The sequence below is a fragment of the Sphingobacterium daejeonense genome (assembly GCF_901472535.1).
In the GTDB taxonomy this organism is placed as follows: Bacteria; Bacteroidota; Bacteroidia; order Sphingobacteriales; family Sphingobacteriaceae; genus Sphingobacterium; species Sphingobacterium daejeonense.
In genome coordinates, this window is sequence record NZ_LR590470.1 from 359,915 (window position 1) to 378,551 (window position 18,637).

At 36.6% G+C, this 18,637-nt stretch carries 19 protein-coding genes and 1 tRNA gene; 14 read left to right on the forward strand and 6 right to left on the reverse strand.

Annotated elements, in window-relative coordinates; all coding sequences use genetic code 11:
• Nucleotides 1-30 precede the first annotated feature (30 nt).
• Complete coding sequence (gene dapF, locus FGL31_RS01730; protein ID WP_138089523.1) at nucleotides 31-819, reverse strand: diaminopimelate epimerase; 789 nt, start codon at nucleotides 817-819, stop codon at nucleotides 31-33.
• A gap of 192 nt (nucleotides 820-1,011) precedes the next feature.
• Between dapF and FGL31_RS01735 the strand changes: the two genes are divergently transcribed.
• The 12 genes from FGL31_RS01735 to FGL31_RS01790 all read left to right on the forward strand — a co-directional run bounded on the left by FGL31_RS01735 (nucleotide 1,012) and on the right by FGL31_RS01790 (nucleotide 13,396).
• Complete coding sequence (locus FGL31_RS01735) at nucleotides 1,012-2,553, forward strand: Do family serine endopeptidase (RefSeq protein WP_099372667.1); 1,542 nt, start codon at nucleotides 1,012-1,014, stop codon at nucleotides 2,551-2,553.
• Between the two features lie 161 nt (nucleotides 2,554-2,714).
• Entirely contained in the window at nucleotides 2,715-3,032 is a 318-nt protein-coding gene (locus tag FGL31_RS01740; RefSeq protein WP_317130941.1) for a low molecular weight protein-tyrosine-phosphatase, read from the forward strand.
• A gap of 130 nt (nucleotides 3,033-3,162) precedes the next feature.
• Entirely contained in the window at nucleotides 3,163-3,510 is a 348-nt protein-coding gene (locus FGL31_RS01745; protein WP_099372669.1) for a hypothetical protein, read from the forward strand.
• A gap of 3 nt (nucleotides 3,511-3,513) precedes the next feature.
• The gene (locus tag FGL31_RS01750; RefSeq protein WP_099372670.1) at nucleotides 3,514-4,275 is read left to right on the forward strand and encodes a peptidylprolyl isomerase; all 762 of its coding nucleotides are present in this window, start codon (nucleotides 3,514-3,516) and stop codon (nucleotides 4,273-4,275) included.
• 2 nt (nucleotides 4,276-4,277) lie between these two features.
• Complete coding sequence (locus tag FGL31_RS01755; RefSeq protein ID WP_138089524.1) at nucleotides 4,278-5,042, forward strand: exodeoxyribonuclease III; 765 nt, start codon at nucleotides 4,278-4,280, stop codon at nucleotides 5,040-5,042.
• Between the two features lie 375 nt (nucleotides 5,043-5,417).
• Nucleotides 5,418-6,449 (forward strand): glutamate 5-kinase, encoded by a 1,032-nt coding sequence (gene proB / locus FGL31_RS01760; RefSeq protein WP_099372673.1) that lies wholly within the window; start codon nucleotides 5,418-5,420, stop codon nucleotides 6,447-6,449.
• On the forward strand, nucleotides 6,449-7,708 hold the full coding sequence (locus FGL31_RS01765) for a glutamate-5-semialdehyde dehydrogenase (RefSeq protein ID WP_138089525.1): 1,260 nt from the start codon (nucleotides 6,449-6,451) through the stop codon (nucleotides 7,706-7,708). Before proB ends, FGL31_RS01765 begins: the two co-directional genes overlap by 1 nt.
• A gap of 2 nt (nucleotides 7,709-7,710) precedes the next feature.
• Nucleotides 7,711-8,094 (forward strand): hypothetical protein, encoded by a 384-nt coding sequence (locus FGL31_RS01770; RefSeq protein ID WP_099372675.1) that lies wholly within the window; start codon nucleotides 7,711-7,713, stop codon nucleotides 8,092-8,094.
• Nucleotides 8,095-8,641: 547 nt separating this feature from the next.
• On the forward strand, nucleotides 8,642-9,334 hold the full coding sequence (locus FGL31_RS01775; RefSeq protein ID WP_138089526.1) for a TonB-dependent receptor plug domain-containing protein: 693 nt from the start codon (nucleotides 8,642-8,644) through the stop codon (nucleotides 9,332-9,334).
• 100 nt (nucleotides 9,335-9,434) lie between these two features.
• Nucleotides 9,435-10,781 carry a SusC/RagA family TonB-linked outer membrane protein gene (locus FGL31_RS01780; RefSeq protein ID WP_138089527.1) on the forward strand — a complete coding sequence of 449 codons (1,347 nt, stop codon included), beginning with the start codon at nucleotides 9,435-9,437 and terminating at the stop codon, nucleotides 10,779-10,781.
• Nucleotides 10,726-11,889, forward strand: a complete 1,164-nt coding sequence (locus tag FGL31_RS01785) for a SusC/RagA family TonB-linked outer membrane protein (protein WP_138089528.1) — start codon at nucleotides 10,726-10,728, stop codon at nucleotides 11,887-11,889. Before FGL31_RS01780 ends, FGL31_RS01785 begins: the two co-directional genes overlap by 56 nt.
• A 4-nt stretch (nucleotides 11,890-11,893) precedes the next feature.
• A complete protein-coding gene (locus FGL31_RS01790) occupies nucleotides 11,894-13,396 on the forward strand; it encodes a RagB/SusD family nutrient uptake outer membrane protein (RefSeq protein WP_138089529.1) in 1,503 nt (500 codons plus the stop codon).
• A gap of 75 nt (nucleotides 13,397-13,471) precedes the next feature.
• Here the strand turns inward: FGL31_RS01790 and FGL31_RS01795 are convergent, their stop codons facing one another.
• Nucleotides 13,472-14,620, reverse strand: coding sequence for an acyl-CoA dehydrogenase (locus FGL31_RS01795; protein ID WP_138089530.1), 1,149 nt, complete (start codon nucleotides 14,618-14,620; stop codon nucleotides 13,472-13,474).
• A gap of 260 nt (nucleotides 14,621-14,880) precedes the next feature.
• Between FGL31_RS01795 and FGL31_RS01800 the strand changes: the two genes are divergently transcribed.
• Entirely contained in the window at nucleotides 14,881-15,516 is a 636-nt protein-coding gene (locus FGL31_RS01800) for a peroxiredoxin (RefSeq protein ID WP_099372679.1), read from the forward strand.
• 402 nt (nucleotides 15,517-15,918) lie between these two features.
• On the opposite strand, the gene FGL31_RS01805 is transcribed toward FGL31_RS01800, so the two are convergent.
• From FGL31_RS01805 to FGL31_RS01815, 3 genes are all read right to left on the reverse strand, one after another.
• Nucleotides 15,919-16,992, reverse strand: coding sequence for a S1C family serine protease (locus tag FGL31_RS01805; protein ID WP_232046181.1), 1,074 nt, complete (start codon nucleotides 16,990-16,992; stop codon nucleotides 15,919-15,921).
• An 11-nt stretch (nucleotides 16,993-17,003) separates the two neighbouring features.
• Nucleotides 17,004-17,504, reverse strand: coding sequence for an RNA polymerase sigma factor (locus tag FGL31_RS01810; RefSeq protein WP_394366174.1), 501 nt, complete (start codon nucleotides 17,502-17,504; stop codon nucleotides 17,004-17,006).
• 261 nt (nucleotides 17,505-17,765) lie between these two features.
• Nucleotides 17,766-18,140 carry a DUF4870 domain-containing protein gene (locus FGL31_RS01815; protein WP_138089532.1) on the reverse strand — a complete coding sequence of 125 codons (375 nt, stop codon included), beginning with the start codon at nucleotides 18,138-18,140 and terminating at the stop codon, nucleotides 17,766-17,768.
• A 114-nt stretch (nucleotides 18,141-18,254) separates the two neighbouring features.
• On the opposite strand from FGL31_RS01815, the gene FGL31_RS01820 reads away from it, so the two are divergent.
• Nucleotides 18,255-18,482, forward strand: a complete 228-nt coding sequence (locus tag FGL31_RS01820; protein WP_138089533.1) for a (4Fe-4S)-binding protein — start codon at nucleotides 18,255-18,257, stop codon at nucleotides 18,480-18,482.
• Between the two features lie 69 nt (nucleotides 18,483-18,551).
• On the opposite strand, the gene FGL31_RS01825 is transcribed toward FGL31_RS01820, so the two are convergent.
• Nucleotides 18,552-18,628, reverse strand: a tRNA-Asp gene (locus tag FGL31_RS01825).
• Nucleotides 18,629-18,637 lie beyond the last annotated feature (9 nt).

Below are 18,637 nucleotides of genomic sequence, written 5' to 3' on the forward strand. Positions count from 1 at the left end.
TTTTTCTCCAAAATTAAGCAGGTTAAATTATTATGAAATATTGATTTTTCCTTCAAATACTTGAATTGCAGGTCCGGAAAGATAAACATTGCTAAAATGATGACCTTTTTTATGAAAAGAAATTTCAAGTTGGCCGCCAATAACTCGGATAGGGATTGTAAAGTCGCCGTCTTTCCCGGATTGTAGGGCAACACTCATGGCAGATGCTACAGCACCAGTTCCACAGGCATAAGTCTCATCTTCAACACCACGTTCAAAAGTTCTTACGAAATAACCCTCACCTTCTTCTTCGATGAAATTAACATTGATTCCTTTTTCACCATAGGTAGAATTGTTTCTAATAGCATAGCCATCTTGGTAAACATTTTTGCTTGCTAAATCTTTTACAAACTCTACATAGTGAGGTGATCCCGTATTTAAAACAAAGGCATCTCCGTCCATGCTATATTCTTGAACGTGTATCATGCCAAGATTTACGGTATGGTCTTCAATACTAGCTTCATGCCTTCCGTCAACTGCCAAAAAGACAGTATCGTTCGTGATGATCCCGAGGTCTCTTGCGAAAGCAACTAAGCAACGGCCTCCGTTTCCGCACATAGTACCCTCTTTTCCATCAGCATTGAAGTACAACATTTGGAAATCATAATTATTTATATTTTGAAGGAGCATCAATCCATCACCACCAATTCCAAACCGGCGGTCACACAGATTTTGAATTAAATGATGGTTATTGCTATCAAATTCAGAATTTCTGTTGTCGATTAGAATAAAATCGTTGCCTGCTCCTTGGTATTTATAAAATTTGATTTCTTTTAACATTTTGTTGGGTTTCTGCTGTAAATTTAATATTCTTGTTACAATTAACCGAGCTTTTGTTAAATCATGTTAAATGTTTGACAAAGCAGCATCCTGTTAACATTTTTTAACTGACAAAACTCGTTTCTGCAAATCGAATGGTATTACATTTGACTTAACAAACATGAATTAAAAATAGTTAGATTAATTATATATATGAAAAAAATAGGAGCAACATTATTAGCAGCCATCGTGGGAGGAGCCATAGCCGTGGGAGGGTTTAAGCTCTTTGAAAACAAACAGATGGACAACATGACGTTCGAAGAGCGTCAAAAAGTATATTATGCAAACAACCCAGGGGAGGAGATACTTTCTTCTACTGGAAATCCAGATTTTACACAAGCAGCAGCAGCAGTTACTCCCGGTGTTGTGCATATCCAAGTGACCATGACTAGTCGTGGCTCTCGTGGTGGTGGCAGCGGTTCTCCTTTCGATATGTTCGAAGAGTTCTTTGGTGTACCACAACAACGTGGACAAGCGCGTCCGCAAACTGCATCTGGATCTGGTGTAATTATCTCGCCTGACGGTTATATTGTAACAAATAACCACGTGGTTGAGGAAGCAGACAAAATCGAAGTGGTTTTGACTGACAAGCGTAAGTTTGAAGCAAAGGTGATCGGTAGAGATCCTAACTTTGACTTGGCGTTAATAAAAGTGAATGCGAACAACTTGCCTATTGTTAAACTAGGAAATTCTGACAATGTTCAGATTGGAGAGTGGGTTTTGGCAGTAGGGTATCCACTAGGATTACAGTCTACCGTGACGGCAGGTATTATCAGTGCCAAAGGACGTAGGATAGGAATTCTAGATGAGCCGACTCAAGGCCGTGGTTATGGCAATATGGGTCAACAAGAACAAATGATTAGCAACGCTGTTGAGTCGTTCTTGCAAACTGATGCTGTTATTAATAGAGGTAACTCAGGTGGTGCATTGGTAAATGCAAGAGGTGAATTGGTAGGTATTAACTCTGCTATCGCATCTCCAACCGGAACTTATGCTGGTTATGGTTTTGCAATTCCAATCAACTTGGCGAAGAAAATCGTTGACGACTTCAAAGAATTCGGTAGTGTAAAACGTGGTTATGTAGGTGTAACATTTACTGAGATCAACGATGCATTGCGTGCTGAAAAAGGAATTGATGATGTAAACGGACTTTATGTACGTGATGTGTTGAAAGGTGGAGCTGCGGAAGCTGCAGGACTTAAACCAGGTGATATCTTGACTAAAATTGAAGGACGTGTGATTTATAGTACTCCTGATCTTCAAGAATATGTGGCAAGATTGCGCCCTGGCGATAAAGTGAAAATCACCTATAAACGCGATGGCAAAGAGAAAGATGTGTCATTGACTTTGAAAGGCGAAGAAGCAAAAGCAAAAACTGAAGATGATAAACCTAGTGCATCAGCTACAGAAATCTTCAATAAATTAGGAGCTAGCTTTGTGCCTGCATCTGATGCTCGCAAAAAAGAACTTGGAATCAACTCAGGTGTTGTAGTTTCTCAAGTGCACAGAGGTGGTGTTTTTGAATACTTCGGTGTAGAAAGAGGCTTGGTAATTACTGAAGTTAATGGAAAACCAGTAAATAATGTTGATGACGTTGAGTCTGCTTTAGGAAGCACTCGAAGAGACATCGTCAGAATAACTGGAGTGCCAGAAAAAGGAAGTACAGTACAATTCAATGTTCCATTGAGGTACTAAAATAGAAATCAATAAAAAACGGACTGCCCATAGCAGTCCGTTTTTTTATTGATTGCGATATGAGTATTGAGATATGAGATATCAAAACGCTATTTGCCTTAATATCACATATCACATATCTCACATCTCAATACTAATTACTAATTCCTATATTTGAAACCATGAAAATATTAATGGTGTGTTTAGGGAATATCTGTCGTTCTCCTTTGGCTCATGGTATTATGGAGTTTATGGTTAAGGAAAATGGCCTGGATTGGGAGATAGATTCGGCAGGAACTGGAGACTGGCATGTTGGTCATGCTCCGGACAAAAGATCGGTACAAGTGGCAAAAGATAGGGGTATTGATATTTCCGGTCAACGAGCACAATTGTTTGATCCAGCATTCTTTTCAAGCTATGACCGTATCTTGGTTATGGACAGACAGAATTACAATGATGTTGTGTCAATGGCGGGTTCACAGGAAGAAAAAGAAAAGTAACATTGTTTTTGGACAATGATATTGTTCCTGATCCATATTACGATTCGAATATGTTCATTCCAGTCTTTGAATTGATAGAATCCCGTTGTAAGCAACTAATTAAAGACTGGGCATAAAAGGATAAAATCAGATGCAGGCTGCAGAAATAAATAAGAAGTGGAAAGCGTTACAGGAAGCTGTAGCAGAAAACTTTGATATGGACATCCCTGATATTAAGGTGATGCTCTTTTTAATCGGAGTTCAAGAATTGGGAAAAGGGCCAAAAGAATTTTCTAAGCGCGAGAAGGAGGAATTGATGCACATCGCAACATGCAGACTCTTCAGCAGTTTGGGTTTTTATGAACTGGAAGGACAAGATGAGCAAGGATGGCCACATTGGAAACTTGTCAAACCTATTCCAAATTATACCTTAATGGAACAGGAAATGATTATCAAATCCCTGATAATTGATTATTTTGAAGAATTAAATTTCATTTAATATATGAGAAGAATTGTATTATTGTTCGCCTTTGTGATGGGCTTGAGTTTTGTTTATGCACAAACTCCTAAAAACTATTATGTTGAAGTAAAGACCGGTAAAGGCAACGGTATCATAAAACTTTATAATGAAACAAGAAAACACAGAGACAACTTTGTCAATCTTGTAAAAGAAGGATATTTCGATTCTTTATTGTTTCACCGTGTGATCCATAATTTCATGATTCAAGGTGGTGACCCGGATTCTAGGTATGCCGCAAGCAGACAGAAATTGGGAAATGGTGGACCAGACTATAAGGTCCCAGCAGAAATTCAAACAGGATTGATCCATAAAAAAGGTGCCTTGGGTGCTGCTCGTGACAATAACCCAGCAAAAGAATCCTCAGCATCACAATTTTATTTAGTACATGGTCGTGTGTTTAGCGAAACAGCACTAGATTCTTTGGAAAGATTCAGACTAAAAGGTAAAAAACTAAGCCCTCAGCAGAGAGAAACTTATTCCACAATTGGCGGTGCTCCACATTTAGATGGAGAATACACTGTGTTTGGAGAATTAATCGAGGGTATCGGAGTAGTTGACAGTATTGCAGCAGTAAAAACTGATGACAATGACCGACCTTATAATGATGAAAGGTTTGCTATGAAACTTTTGGATAGAAGACAAGCGTTAGATCTTGAGCGCAAATTGCAAGGTCTTCCTCCTAAAAAAGGATTCTTTACCAAGCTTTTCGATTCAATGAAATCAAGAACCTATAAACTTCCATAATCATGAAGATTATAACATATAATGTAAATGGTATCCGAGCAGCCTTAAAGAAAGGGTGGTTAGATTGGTTTAAAGCTGAAAGTCCTGATGTTATTTGTATACAAGAGATCAAGGCTTCACCTGACCAAATACCGGAACTAGTCTTATTAGAAGAGATGGGTTACGAGCATTATTGGTACCCAGCTCAGAAAAAAGGCTATAGTGGAACAGCCATATTTACCAAAATTACCCCAAATCATATTGAATATGGTTGTGGCCATGAGGATTATGATTTTGAAGGGAGAGTGATTAGGGCAGATTTTGATAAGGCATCAGTGATGAGTGTGTATTTTCCTTCGGGAACTACTGGAGATGTTAGACAAGATTTCAAATATAAGTTCCTGGACGATTTTCAGCTATATAGCAATGAACTATTGAAAGAAAAGCCAAATCTTGTTGTTTGCGGCGATTTCAATATTTGCCATAGAGCAATTGATATCCATAACCCGAAATCAAATGCGAATAGTTCCGGATTTCTTCCGGCAGAAAGAGAGTGGATGGAGAATTTCATTAATTCAGGATATATAGATTCTTTCAGACATTTGAATCCTGATCCGCACCATTACACGTGGTGGTCCTACAGAGCTGGAGCTCGTGGCAGAAATCTGGGATGGCGGATTGATTACAACATGGTCTCCAACAACCTTAAAGACAATATAATTTCCTCAAGAATAATTCCCCAAGCAGTGCACTCAGATCACTGTCCTGTTGAATTGATTCTAGGATAGAGAAGAAAAGTAGACTGAATAAGTCTACTTTTCTTGTTTTATTCCTATATTTAAGTATGGGAAGGAAAACAGCAATTTTCTTATTAATAGTTACCTACTTAATGTTGGTTTGGTATGCTGTAGCTATTTTTCAAGATTATAAAACGGGGCAACTTTCCTATAAGCTTTTTTTGACACCTATTTCATTAATGCTCACAGCTTATATTTTCCATTCTCAATTGCATCGACCCACAAAGCAAGACTAGAAATCCCAATTCCAAAACAAATTTGAATTCATAATATTCAAACAAAGGTTCTGTTTATATTATTATATTTATCTTTAAATATTGTTAATAATTTTGCAATGTTTAAATCAATTTTTGATTAATTCCTAAAATGAAAAAACCTATACTCGTCATAAAGTTTGGTTCCGCTGCTATAACAACCGATGGTGAAATTGATGAAAGAATCGTTCTGGAGATAGCTAGACAATGTGCTCAGTTGCAACCTAAGTACAACATTGTAATAGTGTCTTCTGGAGCCGTCGCAGCCGGCAAAAAATATATTCCTAAATATGCAGGAACTTTGGCTCAGAAAAAAGCTGCCGCTGCAATAGGGAATCCTCTATTAGTAAGAACATATGGTACATATTTTAAACCTTTTAAAATTGCGTTAGCCCAAAGTCTTTGTGAAAGACATCACTTTGCAAATCGGGGGCAGTTTCTACAATTGAAAAGTACTTATGAAACGCTATGGAAAAATAATGTAATTCCAATTGCCAATGAGAACGATGTGGTAAGCAATAAGGAACTCAAGTTTTCTGACAACGATGAACTCGCAACATTAATTGCAGTTGGATTTGGAGCTGAACAAATCCTCTTCAGCACTTCAGTTCCTGGAGTTTTGGATGAGAATAATTCTGTGATTCCCGAACTTAAGGTCATTGATAAAAATGCATTGGCACTAGCTAGATCTGAAAAATCAACTGTGGGATTAGGTGGTATGATTTCGAAACTGAATTTTGCCAGGTTAGCAAATCAGATGGGAATTAAGGCTGTCATTTTCTCTATGAAAACAGAAGATGGAATTCTTAAAGCTGTTGCTGGAGAAACTGGTACAGTATGTCTAGCGCAAGAGAAAAAAGTATCTTCCCGAAATAAATGGCTGGCCAGTGGAAGTCTGATTACGGGTCTTGTTCAGGTTGACAAAGGTGCTATTGCTGCTTTAAACAAACGGAAAAGCCTCTTGGCAGTAGGTGTTAATAAAATAATCCAAGACTTTGAAGTAGGAGAAGTATTTCAGATTGCTGATGAAGATCACGTAATACATGCCGTGGCTAAATCCAAGATTGATTCAATATCATTAAAGTCGAAATCCGAAAAGAAGAATATTGAAATTGCACATGCAGATGATATTGTGCTATTATAATGGATAAAATGGAAAAAACAATATTACCTCAATTAGAAAACAGTAGGATAGCGAAAAGAGCGATTTCCAAGCTAAATATTTCTCAAAAGTCACAAATCCTGAATGCTATTGCAGATGCGTTGCTGAAGAATTTAGAAGAAATTCTTATCGAGAATAAAAAGGACTTAGAAAGAATGGACCCTCAAGATGCAAAGTTTGACAGATTGAAATTGACGAAAGCTAGAATTGAAGATATAGCTGAGAGTGTTCGTTCGGTGTCCAAGCTAGAAGATCCTACAGGCAAAATGTTGAATACTAAGATTTTGCCAAATGGCTTGTTGGTTGAGAAAAAGACTGTCGCATTGGGGGTAGTGGGTGTTATTTATGAATCTAGACCCAATGTAACGATTGATGTTGCGGTTCTGTGCATTCAATCTGGTAATGTCTGTTTATTGAGGGGAGGTTCAGATGCCTGGTACAGCAATACCTATTTGGTAGGATTAATCCAAGACGTATTGGAAATTTTTGGTACTGATCCTAATATCGTCCAATTGTTGCCAGCAGATCGCGAGTTGGTTACAGAATTATTAACTGCCGTTAAATACGTAGATATTATCATTCCTCGAGGTTCACAAAGTCTGATTGATTTTGTTCGTGAAAATGCTAAGGTTCCGGTAATAGAAACAGGTGCAGGAGTTTGTCATACGTATATCGATCATACCGCTGACCTTCAACAGGCAGCTAAAATAGTAGCTAACGCTAAAATATCAAGGCCCTCTGTTTGTAATGCTCTAGACAGTATTCTGGTTGATAAAGAAGTATTGGATGAATTTGTTCAAAGACTTGCCCCGTATTTTGAAGAGGCTGAAGTGAAAGTATTGGCAGATGAGAAATCTTATGCTGTATGGAAAAACCAGAACTTCAAAAATCTGGACAATGCTGAACAAGATGATTTCGGACGGGAATTTTTGGATTTAATCTGCTCAATGAAAGTGGTTAATGGGCTTGACGAAGCTTTAGACCATATAGCAAGGTATTCGTCCAAGCATTCTGAATGCATTGTTTCTTCGGATGCAGGAAATATTGCGAACTTTATGAATTCAGTGGATGCTGCTGCAGTTTATTCAAACGCTTCTACTAGATTTACTGATGGAGGTGAATTTGGGTTAGGCGCAGAGATTGGGATATCCACACAAAAATTACATGCAAGGGGACCATTTGCACTAGAAAAACTAGTCACAGAAAAATGGTTCGTCACAGGCGATGGACAAATAAGATAATTATGGGAATTAGATTTGAAAAGGATACAATACTGAATTGGGTTAATGATATGGCCAAATATTTAAGGCTAGTGGTGGATCATTATGAACATTTTGATAAAGAAAAAGAAACGCTGGATATTGAAAAGGGATATACAGAATTCTTTAAAAAAGAAAGGTCATTTTTTCAATCCTCAGATACCTCAGAGATAGAAAAATTCATTAGTTCCTTGGAGCCGGAACAGCTTAGACCTTTAGCTCAATTACTTATGTATGACGGAATAATCCATAAAGATAAAGCGCTTTTGAAAAACGCAAGGTATATTTTTGAGTGGAATATGAATAAAACCAATTCATTTTCTTTTGATGATTATGGATTTTTGGCAATGATTGATAAAGAATTGTAAATAACCCTTTGATTCAACAAAATGAAGGATACAATTAATGTATTATAAATTGAAAGAAGCAGCAGTAATACAATTTACTGCTGCTTTTTTTATGAATTTGAAATATGTCTAGTTTATATCCAATTAGGATGTGAATAAATCAATCTCATTTTTTATTGATTGATATGAAAATTTGGCAATGATTGATAATATTTAATGAAAATTATATTTATAAATCATTTATTTGTTAAATAAATGGCAATTTTTGATAAATTAAATATAGTAAAATGGAGTTTTAAGCTCCATTTTTTTTGTTTGTGGAATCTTAAAGACAAAAACACCTCCCTATGTTACACGAATTATTGAAATTCCTTAAAAATTGAATTATCTAAGTCCTTCAATTGTAATTTTTTAGCTAAAATATTATCAAAGATTAAAATTAGTTGTATAATTTATCCTGTTTTTGCAAAAAATCTGTTATTATTGAAAAATTAAGCTAATTATTATAGGTGAGCTGACCACTCACTTAGAAGTACAAAGCAATTATTCAACAAACAAACAATTTATTATGAAACACAATTTACTCAGCTTTGTTCTGCTGTTTATGCTCTCCATTGGTTTGGTAAACGCGCAGAATCGTCAATTGAGCGGAAGGGTAACAGATTCAGGAGATGGTTCTCCATTAGCAAATGTATCTGTAAGAGTGGTAGGTGCATCCACGGCAACCCAAACTAATGCTCAAGGAAATTACACCCTTACTGTAAGTGAAAACTCAAAAGTAGAATTCTCATTTATTGGTTACCAATCACAAACACAATCTGTAACAGGTAGGTCAACAATTAATGTTTCATTAGTTTCATCTTCAGATGAACTTGATGAAGTAGTTGTAGTAGCTTATGGTACAGTAAAAAAATCTGATTTTACAGGTTCTGCTACACAGATCGGGTCGAAAGAAATTGATAAAAGACCTATTTCAAACGTCTTGACCGCATTACAAGGTGCAGGTCCTGGTATTCAAACTAGTACACCTTCAGGTGCACCAGGTTCATCACCAACTATTCGTATTCGAGGTCTAGGTTCGTACTCTGCTGGACAAGGTGCATTAGTCGTTGTTGACGGAGTTCCATTTGATGGTGGAATGGCCAATATTAACCCTGCTGATGTTGAATCAGTAACTGTATTGAAAGATGCTGCTACAATTGCTATGTACGGCTCTCGTGGTGCAAATGGGGTAATCATGGTTACAACTAAAAAAAGGTAATGCCGGAAAATCAGAACTTAATGTCTCTGCACAGTATGGTTTTAACGAAAATGGTGTACCTGCATATAACACTGTAGACGCTGGCCAATATTATGAATTAATGTGGCAAGCATACACTAACAACCTTGCTTACGGATCAACTGCAATTCCGATCGATATCGCTAGACAACTTGGATCTGGTGTTCTGCCAAGAAATGATAAGGGTTTACAGTTATATAACGGTAAAACTTACCAAGATATCGTTCAATATTTAGGTAACTATAATGCATTTGATGTTAGCAATGAAACTTTAGTAGGAGTTGACGGTAAATTAAACCCGGCAGCTAAATTCAGATATGAAGGCTTTACTTCATGGGAAGATGAAGCATCTAGAAAAGGTAATCGTAATGAATACAATGTTAACTATTCAGGTGGTTTTAACTCAACAGATATCTACTCTTCATTAAACTATTTGAAAGATAATGGATGGGGATTACGTTCATCTAATGAAAGATTCCAAGGAAGACTAAACGTTAATACAAAAGTAACGGATTGGTTAAAAACTGGTATCAACATCAATGCAGCGACCATTAACTACAACTTTGCAGCTGATGGTGCTAGCAGTATCAATAACCCTTTCTATTTCTCTAGAGCAATTGCTCCAATTTATCCTGTTTATGTACATGATCCAGCTACTGGTAAATTAGTATATGATGAGTTTGGTGCAAAAAGATACGATTACGGTAACTTAGTTTCTGAATTCGGATTATCTAGACCTTTCAATAGTGGTCGTCATGCAATTGCGGAAACAATGTTTAATTCAAGCGCTGCAAATCGTGATTTCTTCGGTGCAAGAGCGTATATTGATATCAATATCCTCCCTTGGTTGACGTTTTCAACAACTTTCAGCCCAGATATTCAAAACTACAAATCTGAAGGTTATGAAAACACAATTGTAGGTGATGGTGCTCCAGCTGGTCGTTATAACCAATCTTGGAACAGACAACTTTCTTATACATTCAACCAATTGTTAAGAGCAAATAATACATTTGGAAACCATAATTTACAAACTGTATTAGGACACGAATTCTACTCTTATAAATATGAAAGTATTTATGGTATGAGAACTGGTCAAGGATTCCAAGGAGTTAATATTTTCGAAAACTTTACAGACATCAGTTCATTAACTTCTGGTATCAATGAAAATACTATTGAAAGTTATTTTGGACGTGTAAACTATAACTACAACAGCAAATACTATTTAAGTGCAATGATCAGAGCAGATGGAAACTCTAAATTCCCTTCTAACTTGCGTTGGGAAGAGTTCTGGTCATTAGGAGCTGCTTGGAGATTGGATCAAGAAGATTTCTTCAAAAACGATTATGTTAACTTGTTGAAATTAAGAGCTTCTTATGGTAAATTGGGTAACTCTGATGTGGGTTATTATCCTTACCAAAAATGGTTATGAAATCGGTTATAACAATGCTTCAACTCCAGGTTCAATCTTCGCATCTTTAGGTAGTGATAACCTAACTTGGGAAACTCAAAAACCTTTGGACTTCGGAGTAGACTTTAGCTTATTTGACAATAGATTATCAGGTAGTTTTGAATATTATTACAGAAACTCTGATGGTTTGTTATTCAGTGTAAACCAACCATATCATAATGGTGGTACTTGGGCTGGATCATTTGCTGTTCAACAGAACGTGGGTGCTATGACAAACAAAGGTATTGAAGCAACTGTAACAGGTAACTTAATAAGAAAACCTGAGTTTAACTGGAACCTTACATTCAATGTGACTACTGTAAAAAATGAAATCACTAAAATGCCAGTTGAAACTCCTGAAATTGTAAGCAGCCCATATAAACGTGCAGTTGGAAGATCATTATATGATTTCTATACTAGAACATATTATGGAGTTGATCCTGAAACAGGAGAAGCTTTGTACCTTGGTTTAGAAGATGGTGTAGAATTCGACCCTGATAACGCTACTCACCGTTTAATTGATAATGGAAATGGCAGAGTAGATACAGTTACAACTAACCAAAATGCTGCTAGACAGTCTTGGTTGAATAAATCAGCTCTTCCTCCAGTTTACGGAAGTATTATTAATGACTTCACCTACAAAAACTTCGACTTTAGATTTGTCTTAACATATAGTCTAGGTGGACATTTCTATGATGGATACTATGGAGGTTTGGTAAGTTCTGGACCAGCAAATGGTGCTAACTTACACCAAGATCTATTAAATGCTTGGAAAGAACCAGGTGATATTACAGATGTGCCAAGAATGGATGTTGGTAGAACAGCTCAACATGGTGCTACGTCTTCAAGATACTTAACAAAAGCTTCGTATTTGAATATTAGTGCAATCAACGTTGGGTATAGAATTCCTGAAGTATACTCTAATAGAATTGGAATTAAAAGAGCAAGAGTTTATGCAAGTGCTGAAAACTTGTTCTATTGGTCTGCTAAAAAAGGATTCAATCCACTAGGTGGAATTACTGGACCAACTGGTAACAGTTCATATACTCACGCAAGGACTATAAACTTTGGTATTAACTTCGGATTATAAGGAAATGAAAATATTAAATAATACAAATATAAAGCTGCCTGTTTTAGGGACAGTATTTACAGCACTCCTGTTGTTTACAGGGTGTAAAAAGGATGCTTTGCAAAAGGATCCAAGTGAAATGATTAACACTGAAATCGTATTTGCAACTACTGATAATGCATATTCAGCAATTAATGGTATGCACAGATTGATGTATTACCAATGGTATAGCAATCAAGCAGCAGGTGGACAATCAGGAAACATGATCTATATGGACGCGTTGGGTGAAGATTTTGTAATGACTGCCCAAGCTAATGGATGGTTCATTTCTGAATATAAATGGCAATCTCATAGAAGTGCAACTTCGTCGATTAACCAATTCAATTACGGCTTTTATTATGCATTAATTGGTAATGCCAATGAAATCATTAATAATATTGATAATGCAGTAGGACCAGACGAAGACAAAAACTTCATTAAAGGACAAGCTTTAACCTATAGAGCATGGTGTTATTTCCAAATGATCCAATTATTTGGAAACAGATATGTAAAAGGGGGTGATAATTCAGGGTTAGGTCTTCCCTTGATTCTGGAAAGAACAAAAGGGGCTAAACCAAGAAATACTGTAGAAGAAGTATATGGTCAAATTAACAAAGATTTGGATGATGCAATTGCATTATTTGGAAATGCAGCTTCTAGACCAAATGTATCCCACTTAAATATCGATGTTGCAAAAGGGGTAAAAGCAAGAGTTGCTTTGACTCAGCAAGATTATGTCGCTGCAGCAAAATTTGCTAAAGAAGCGCGTGCGGATTATACTTTGATGACCCAAAATCAATATCTGAATTCATTTGTTAATATTGATAATCCAGAATGGATTTGGGGTATACACCAAAGAGAAGATCAACCTACTTATTTCTATTCATTTTACGCATATGTTGGTAACTTTAGCTCAACCAATACTCGTGGTAACCCAAAAGCTATCAACTCTCTATTGTACGATAAAATCTCTAGTACAGATGTTAGAAAAAGATTATGGGACCCAACTGGAGCAGACAATAGCTTCCCATTAGCAGCAAGTGGAGTTCGTAAACCGTATATGACCAGAAAATTCACCCTTCCAAATCCTGGAAATAGTAATGGTGATTTGATGTTCATGCGTGCTTCGGAGATGTTTTTAATCGAATCTGAAGCTTTGGCAAGAACTGCAGGAATGGAAAATCAAGCAAAAGAAGTTTTGTTAGAATTAGCTAAGACTAGAGATGCTAACTACACCTTATCTACAAATACTGGTGCAAATTTAATTGAAGAGATCTTGACTCAAAGAAGAGTTGAGTTATGGGGAGAAGGTTTCAGATTTTATGATTTAAAAAGATTAAATCTGCCATTAAATAGAAATGGAGCCAACCATATCGCTTCTTTGGCAGTAGAATTCTCTGTCCCTGCTGGCGCTAAAGAATGGCAATTCTTAATCCCTCAAGGTGAAATCGACAGAACATTAGGTGTTGTTGTCCAAAATCCTTTGTAGGTAAAAATTAACAATACAATAAAAGCCGGGCAATTGGCCCGGCTTTTTGTTTTAGTCACTATTGTTTATTATTAATTATACCTTTTCTATCTCAAAAACTTCTCTTGCAATTACCAGTCTCTGAATCTCTGAAGTTCCTTCATAGATCTGTGTAATCTTAGCATCACGCATCAATCTTTCTACATGGTACTCTTTGACATATCCATAACCTCCGTGGATTTGTACTGCCTCAACCGTATGTTTCATAGCCACTTCAGAGGTATTCAGCTTGGCCATGGCAGCTACCTTTCCATAAGGTAATCCTTGGTCTTTTGTCCAAGCCGCTTTATAGGTCAGCAATCTGGCGGCCTCAATATCCACTTCCATGTCTGCCAGTTTAAATTGAATCGCTTGATGATCAGAAATGGGTTTTCCAAAAGTTTTTCTTTCTTTGGAATACGCTAATGCCAGGTCATATGCCCCAGCAGCAATCCCCAAAGCTTGTGCTGCAATTCCAATCCTTCCGCCATCCAATGTTTTCATGGCAAACTTAAATCCAAAACCATCTTCACCTATTCTATTTTCTTTAGGCACCTTGACATCAGAAAACATTAAAGAATGTGTATCCGAACTCCGGATCCCCAATTTATTTTCCTTAGGACCAATGCTGAAGCCTTCAGTTCCTTTTTCAACGATTAGGGCATTGATGCCCCGATGGCCTTTTTCTGGGTCCGTTTGTGCTATGACAATATAAATATCTGCATTCCCTCCATTGGTAATCCAGTTTTTGGTGCCGTTCAACAAATAATAATCTCCTTTATCTTCGGCCATGGTGTGTTGAGATGAAGCGTCAGATCCTGCTTCTGGCTCTGATAAAGCAAATGCGCCCAATTTCTCGCCAGAAGCTAGAGGCTTAAGGTATTTCTGCTTTTGTTCCTCAGTTCCAAATTCGTTTAATCCGTAAAGGACCAATGAATTGTGAGCTGACATAATAACTGCAGCGGAAGCATCAATCTTAGCAATTTCCTCCAACGCCAAGACATAAGCCATCGTATCCATTCCTGCACCACCATATTCCTCGGGAACCATAATCCCCATAAACCCCAATTCTCCCATCTTCTTTACAAATTCTGTGGGAAACTTAGCCGCTTCATCCCGTTCTATAACTCCAGGCTTAAGTTCTTGTGCAAATTCACGAGCAGCATCTCGAATCATTTTATGCTCTTCTGATAGTTCGAAATTCATATCATTGTTTATATGGTATAACCAAATATAATTAAATATTATTATGCAAGCATAATAAATTCAAAAAAATAAATGCTCATATCAAGAATTTTTTAAATTCTACTAAACCAATGTTCTCGCTTGAACGTTATATAGTTAAGTGTATTTTTTAGTAAAGAGAGTGTAAGATTTGAAGTTTCAAATTTTCAATTTTGCGTTTTTCAATAAAATCTACTATATTGGTAGAGTAAATAAATTTGTTCATTATAAACAATTAAGATATGAGTTTAAGATTAGGTGATGAAGCACCAAACTTTCAAGCTAAAACAACAGCAGGAGATATTGATTTCTACGATTATATAGATGGCAAATGGGCAGTGTTATATTCCCACCCTTCTGATTATACTCCTGTATGTACGACCGAACTTGGCAGAACAGCGCAATTAAAGTCTGAATTTGATAAAAGAAATGTTAAGGTTTTGGCATTAAGTGTCGATTCAGTCGAAGATCACAATGAATGGGTGAAAGATATCAATGAAACCCAAAATACAGAAGTTAATTTTCCGATCATTGCAGATGAGGATAGACATATTGCCGAATTATATGATATGATCCATCCGAATGCTTCCGCAACGGCAACAGTGCGTTCTGTATTTGTTATTGGTCCAGATAAGAAAATTAAATTATCATTGACCTATCCAGCATCAACAGGAAGAAACTTTAATGAGATTCTGCGGGTGATCGATTCTTTGCAGCTTACGGATCAATATCAAGTGGCAACACCTGCAGATTGGAATGATGGGGAGGATGTAATTGTGGTACCGGCAATCAAAACAGAAGATATTCCTGCGAAATTCCCTAAAGGATTTAAAGAAATAAAGCCTTATTTGAGAACAACGCCTCAACCCAACAAATAGTTATCCATTAAAAATCATTTAATAGAATATAATAAAGGCCAGCTGTGATCAGTTGGCTTTTTCTTTGAAGGGATTTTTCTTTTTCCGAGGTACGATGTAAGAAGTGATCAAAGCAATCAAAAATACCAATGAAACCTGTTTCAATAAAACAGAGTAATTAAGTTCAAATGTATTGTTTGATGAGAAGTATTGAAAAACCTGAATAAAAACAACCAGGGCTAAGAAAATGAAAAAATAGGTCCAGAAGGTCCTCATATATGATTTTATTAATTTTTATTAAATATACCGAATAAGTTGTTTAAAATCAAAGAGATATATTTTGTTTTGTTTAATTGTGCCGAAAACAAAAACGAGGTGCTACTTTTCGTAACACCTCGTTTGATACAAAAGTCCAATTTATTTTTAGTATACCTTCACCATGTAGATGTAGTCTTGCAACTTCTTGATCTGCTCAGTGCGCGGTAAATTTGATAGGCTGTTTTTATTGTTTAATACAATGTTTCCTTTTAAAGATTCCTCAGGGATTCTGTTCAATGTTTCGATCAGTGCTTTAGTTTTGATCGCAAAAGCTGCACCGTCTATACCTTTTTGTTTCCCGGAGATAATACCGATGATATTTCCGTTTTTATCCAATACAGGACCACCACTATTACCCGGGTTTACAGGAACAGAAATTTGATAGGCTGTGGTATCACCGCTATATCCAGTTGAAGAACTTAAATATCCCTCACCGTATACAGCTTCATCACGTGGGTAACCAATCGTATAGATTCCTTCACCTAAATCCATATTCTGCTTTTTGAATGTATATGGAATGTTTGGTGCTTGAGCTGCAAAACTAGAATCCGAAATATGTAAAATCGCTAAATCTTTTTCAGGATCTGTAAAGATTACTGAAGCTTTAAATGAATTTCCTTTACTGTTTTGTAGATGTATAGAATCCGCTCCACTAACAACGTGATAATTAGTTACTGCATAACCATCTTTCGTCAACATAAATCCTGTTGCTCCAAATTGTAAAGGATCCTTAGGCGTATTTTCTTTATTGTTGATATTGCGGATGGCATTGTTGTGAGCATTAACATTGCGTTTAACATTGTTAATCTCTCTTTTAAGCGCACTATAATCAGAATTGGTCCTACGCAGTGTCGAAAAGTATCCGGTTGAATACAGCGTAGCTAATGAAGAAAGAACAGCAACAGCCGCAGCTGCAACAGCATTTATCTTCAATTTCTTCCACATACGTACGATGATAGGGGCAGAAGGTTGTTCTTGTATAGTCGTAGCCAATTGATTCTTGAACTCAGCGCGGGCATCGTGACGCTTCATGGTCTGCACGAATTCTGCATGCGATAAGTATAAAGCATTCAATTCTTGGTCTTGATTGCACAATAATTCGAACTCCTCCCTTTCTTTAGGACTCATTTGCCCATTGAGGTAGCGGTCTGCTAATTCTAAAAATTCCTGCTGTCTCATGTCAACTATTGCTAATCAGATTTTTGATCAAAGAACAGTTTCTTCAATCGTTGTAAACATTTGTACTTCTGAGTCTTTGCATTATCAGTATTTGTGTAGCCAAATTTCGCGCAGATTTCGTTCATCGACTTATTACGAATGTAGAAATCTCTTAAGATAGTTTGGCAGGGTTCGCCTAATTGATTCATTGCAGAATCCATCTTGGCAAACTCATGTTCTTTTTGGAGATGAATCTGAACATCGCTCTCAACATCTGCAATTTCCAAACCATCGGAGTCCGAGGTACCCATTGCATTTTCTCTTTTGTTGATCTGCTTCAGCCATAATCTCCTGCTCACAGCATAAAGAAAAGTACTTAATTTGCTGCTTAATTCAAAGTTCTCATGAGTAACTTTGTCATACAATACCATAACCGCTTCTTGAAAAACATCTTTGGCTTCGTCTTCGGAACCATTGTTTCCAGTTATTAGATGCGAGACAGATGGATAACAAGTTTTGTATATGTAGGATATAACTGAGTTGTCCCCACTGCGTAAACCTTCTAGTAACTCCCTGTCATCGCGGGTTTTTGGTAATATTTGCCTTATTTTACTCACTTATTAATACCCTTATTTTCAAATAGTAACCCAAGAATCTTTATTTTTTTTCTTATTTACAATTTCGTTTCCAAACGTAAGAGATTTTTTATGGATTAACAATGCCATATGAAATCTATTAAAATTTTTTAAAAACAAAAGACACCTACCTATTCAGCGGGTGTCTTAAACAAGTTTTTATATCGTGGACTCTACAATCCTGAAAATAAACTGTTTATAATATTCCCCCAAAATTGGAACAGGCTTCTTATTTCCATTGGCAGCATTGATCACGCCAACAATCCATAATACGACCATCAAAATAACAACAACAATGGAAAGCAACCAACCTATTAGTGGGATATAGCGCAATATACCTCCTACAAATAAGGTTAAGAAGATACCCAATGACTGACGGATATGATAGGTCGCAAAATCATTACGCTTCTCGTTGTTCAATACAAAGGCAATAATAAGACCAATGATGGTGAGATAGGCGATTATGGCAATGTTTTTACCATCGTTCACAGAATTGCTCCCGCCATTCTCTAGAGGTGTTTGTGGATTTTCCATAAGATTAAGGTTATAATGTTGATTAAAATTAAGATAAAATTTTTGATTTTTCCCCAAAACCTATTTAGAAACAAAACTTAAACTATGTTTGTTGCTAATTATAAAAGGAAAATTATGGAGGAGAAAATTATTAAATACGATCACCCAAACGGGCAAATTACCGTTCTGTGGAGACCAAAAAAATGTATCCATTCTGCAGTATGTGTCAATATGTTGCCTGCAGTGTATGATCCAGGACCTAGACCTTGGGTAAAACCGGAAAATGCAACCACCCAAGAATTAGTCGATCAGATAAATCGATGTCCTTCCGGGGCATTGCAATATGAACTCCATAACAATTAAGGAGCAGCGATTTAAAAACCGATAAAACAAAAAAACCTTGAAAATTATCTTTTCAAGGTTTTTGTTTTTTGGCGGTCTGGACGGGACTCGAACCCGCGACCCCATGCGTGACAGGCATGTATTCTAACCAGCTGAACTACCAGACCAAAAAATAT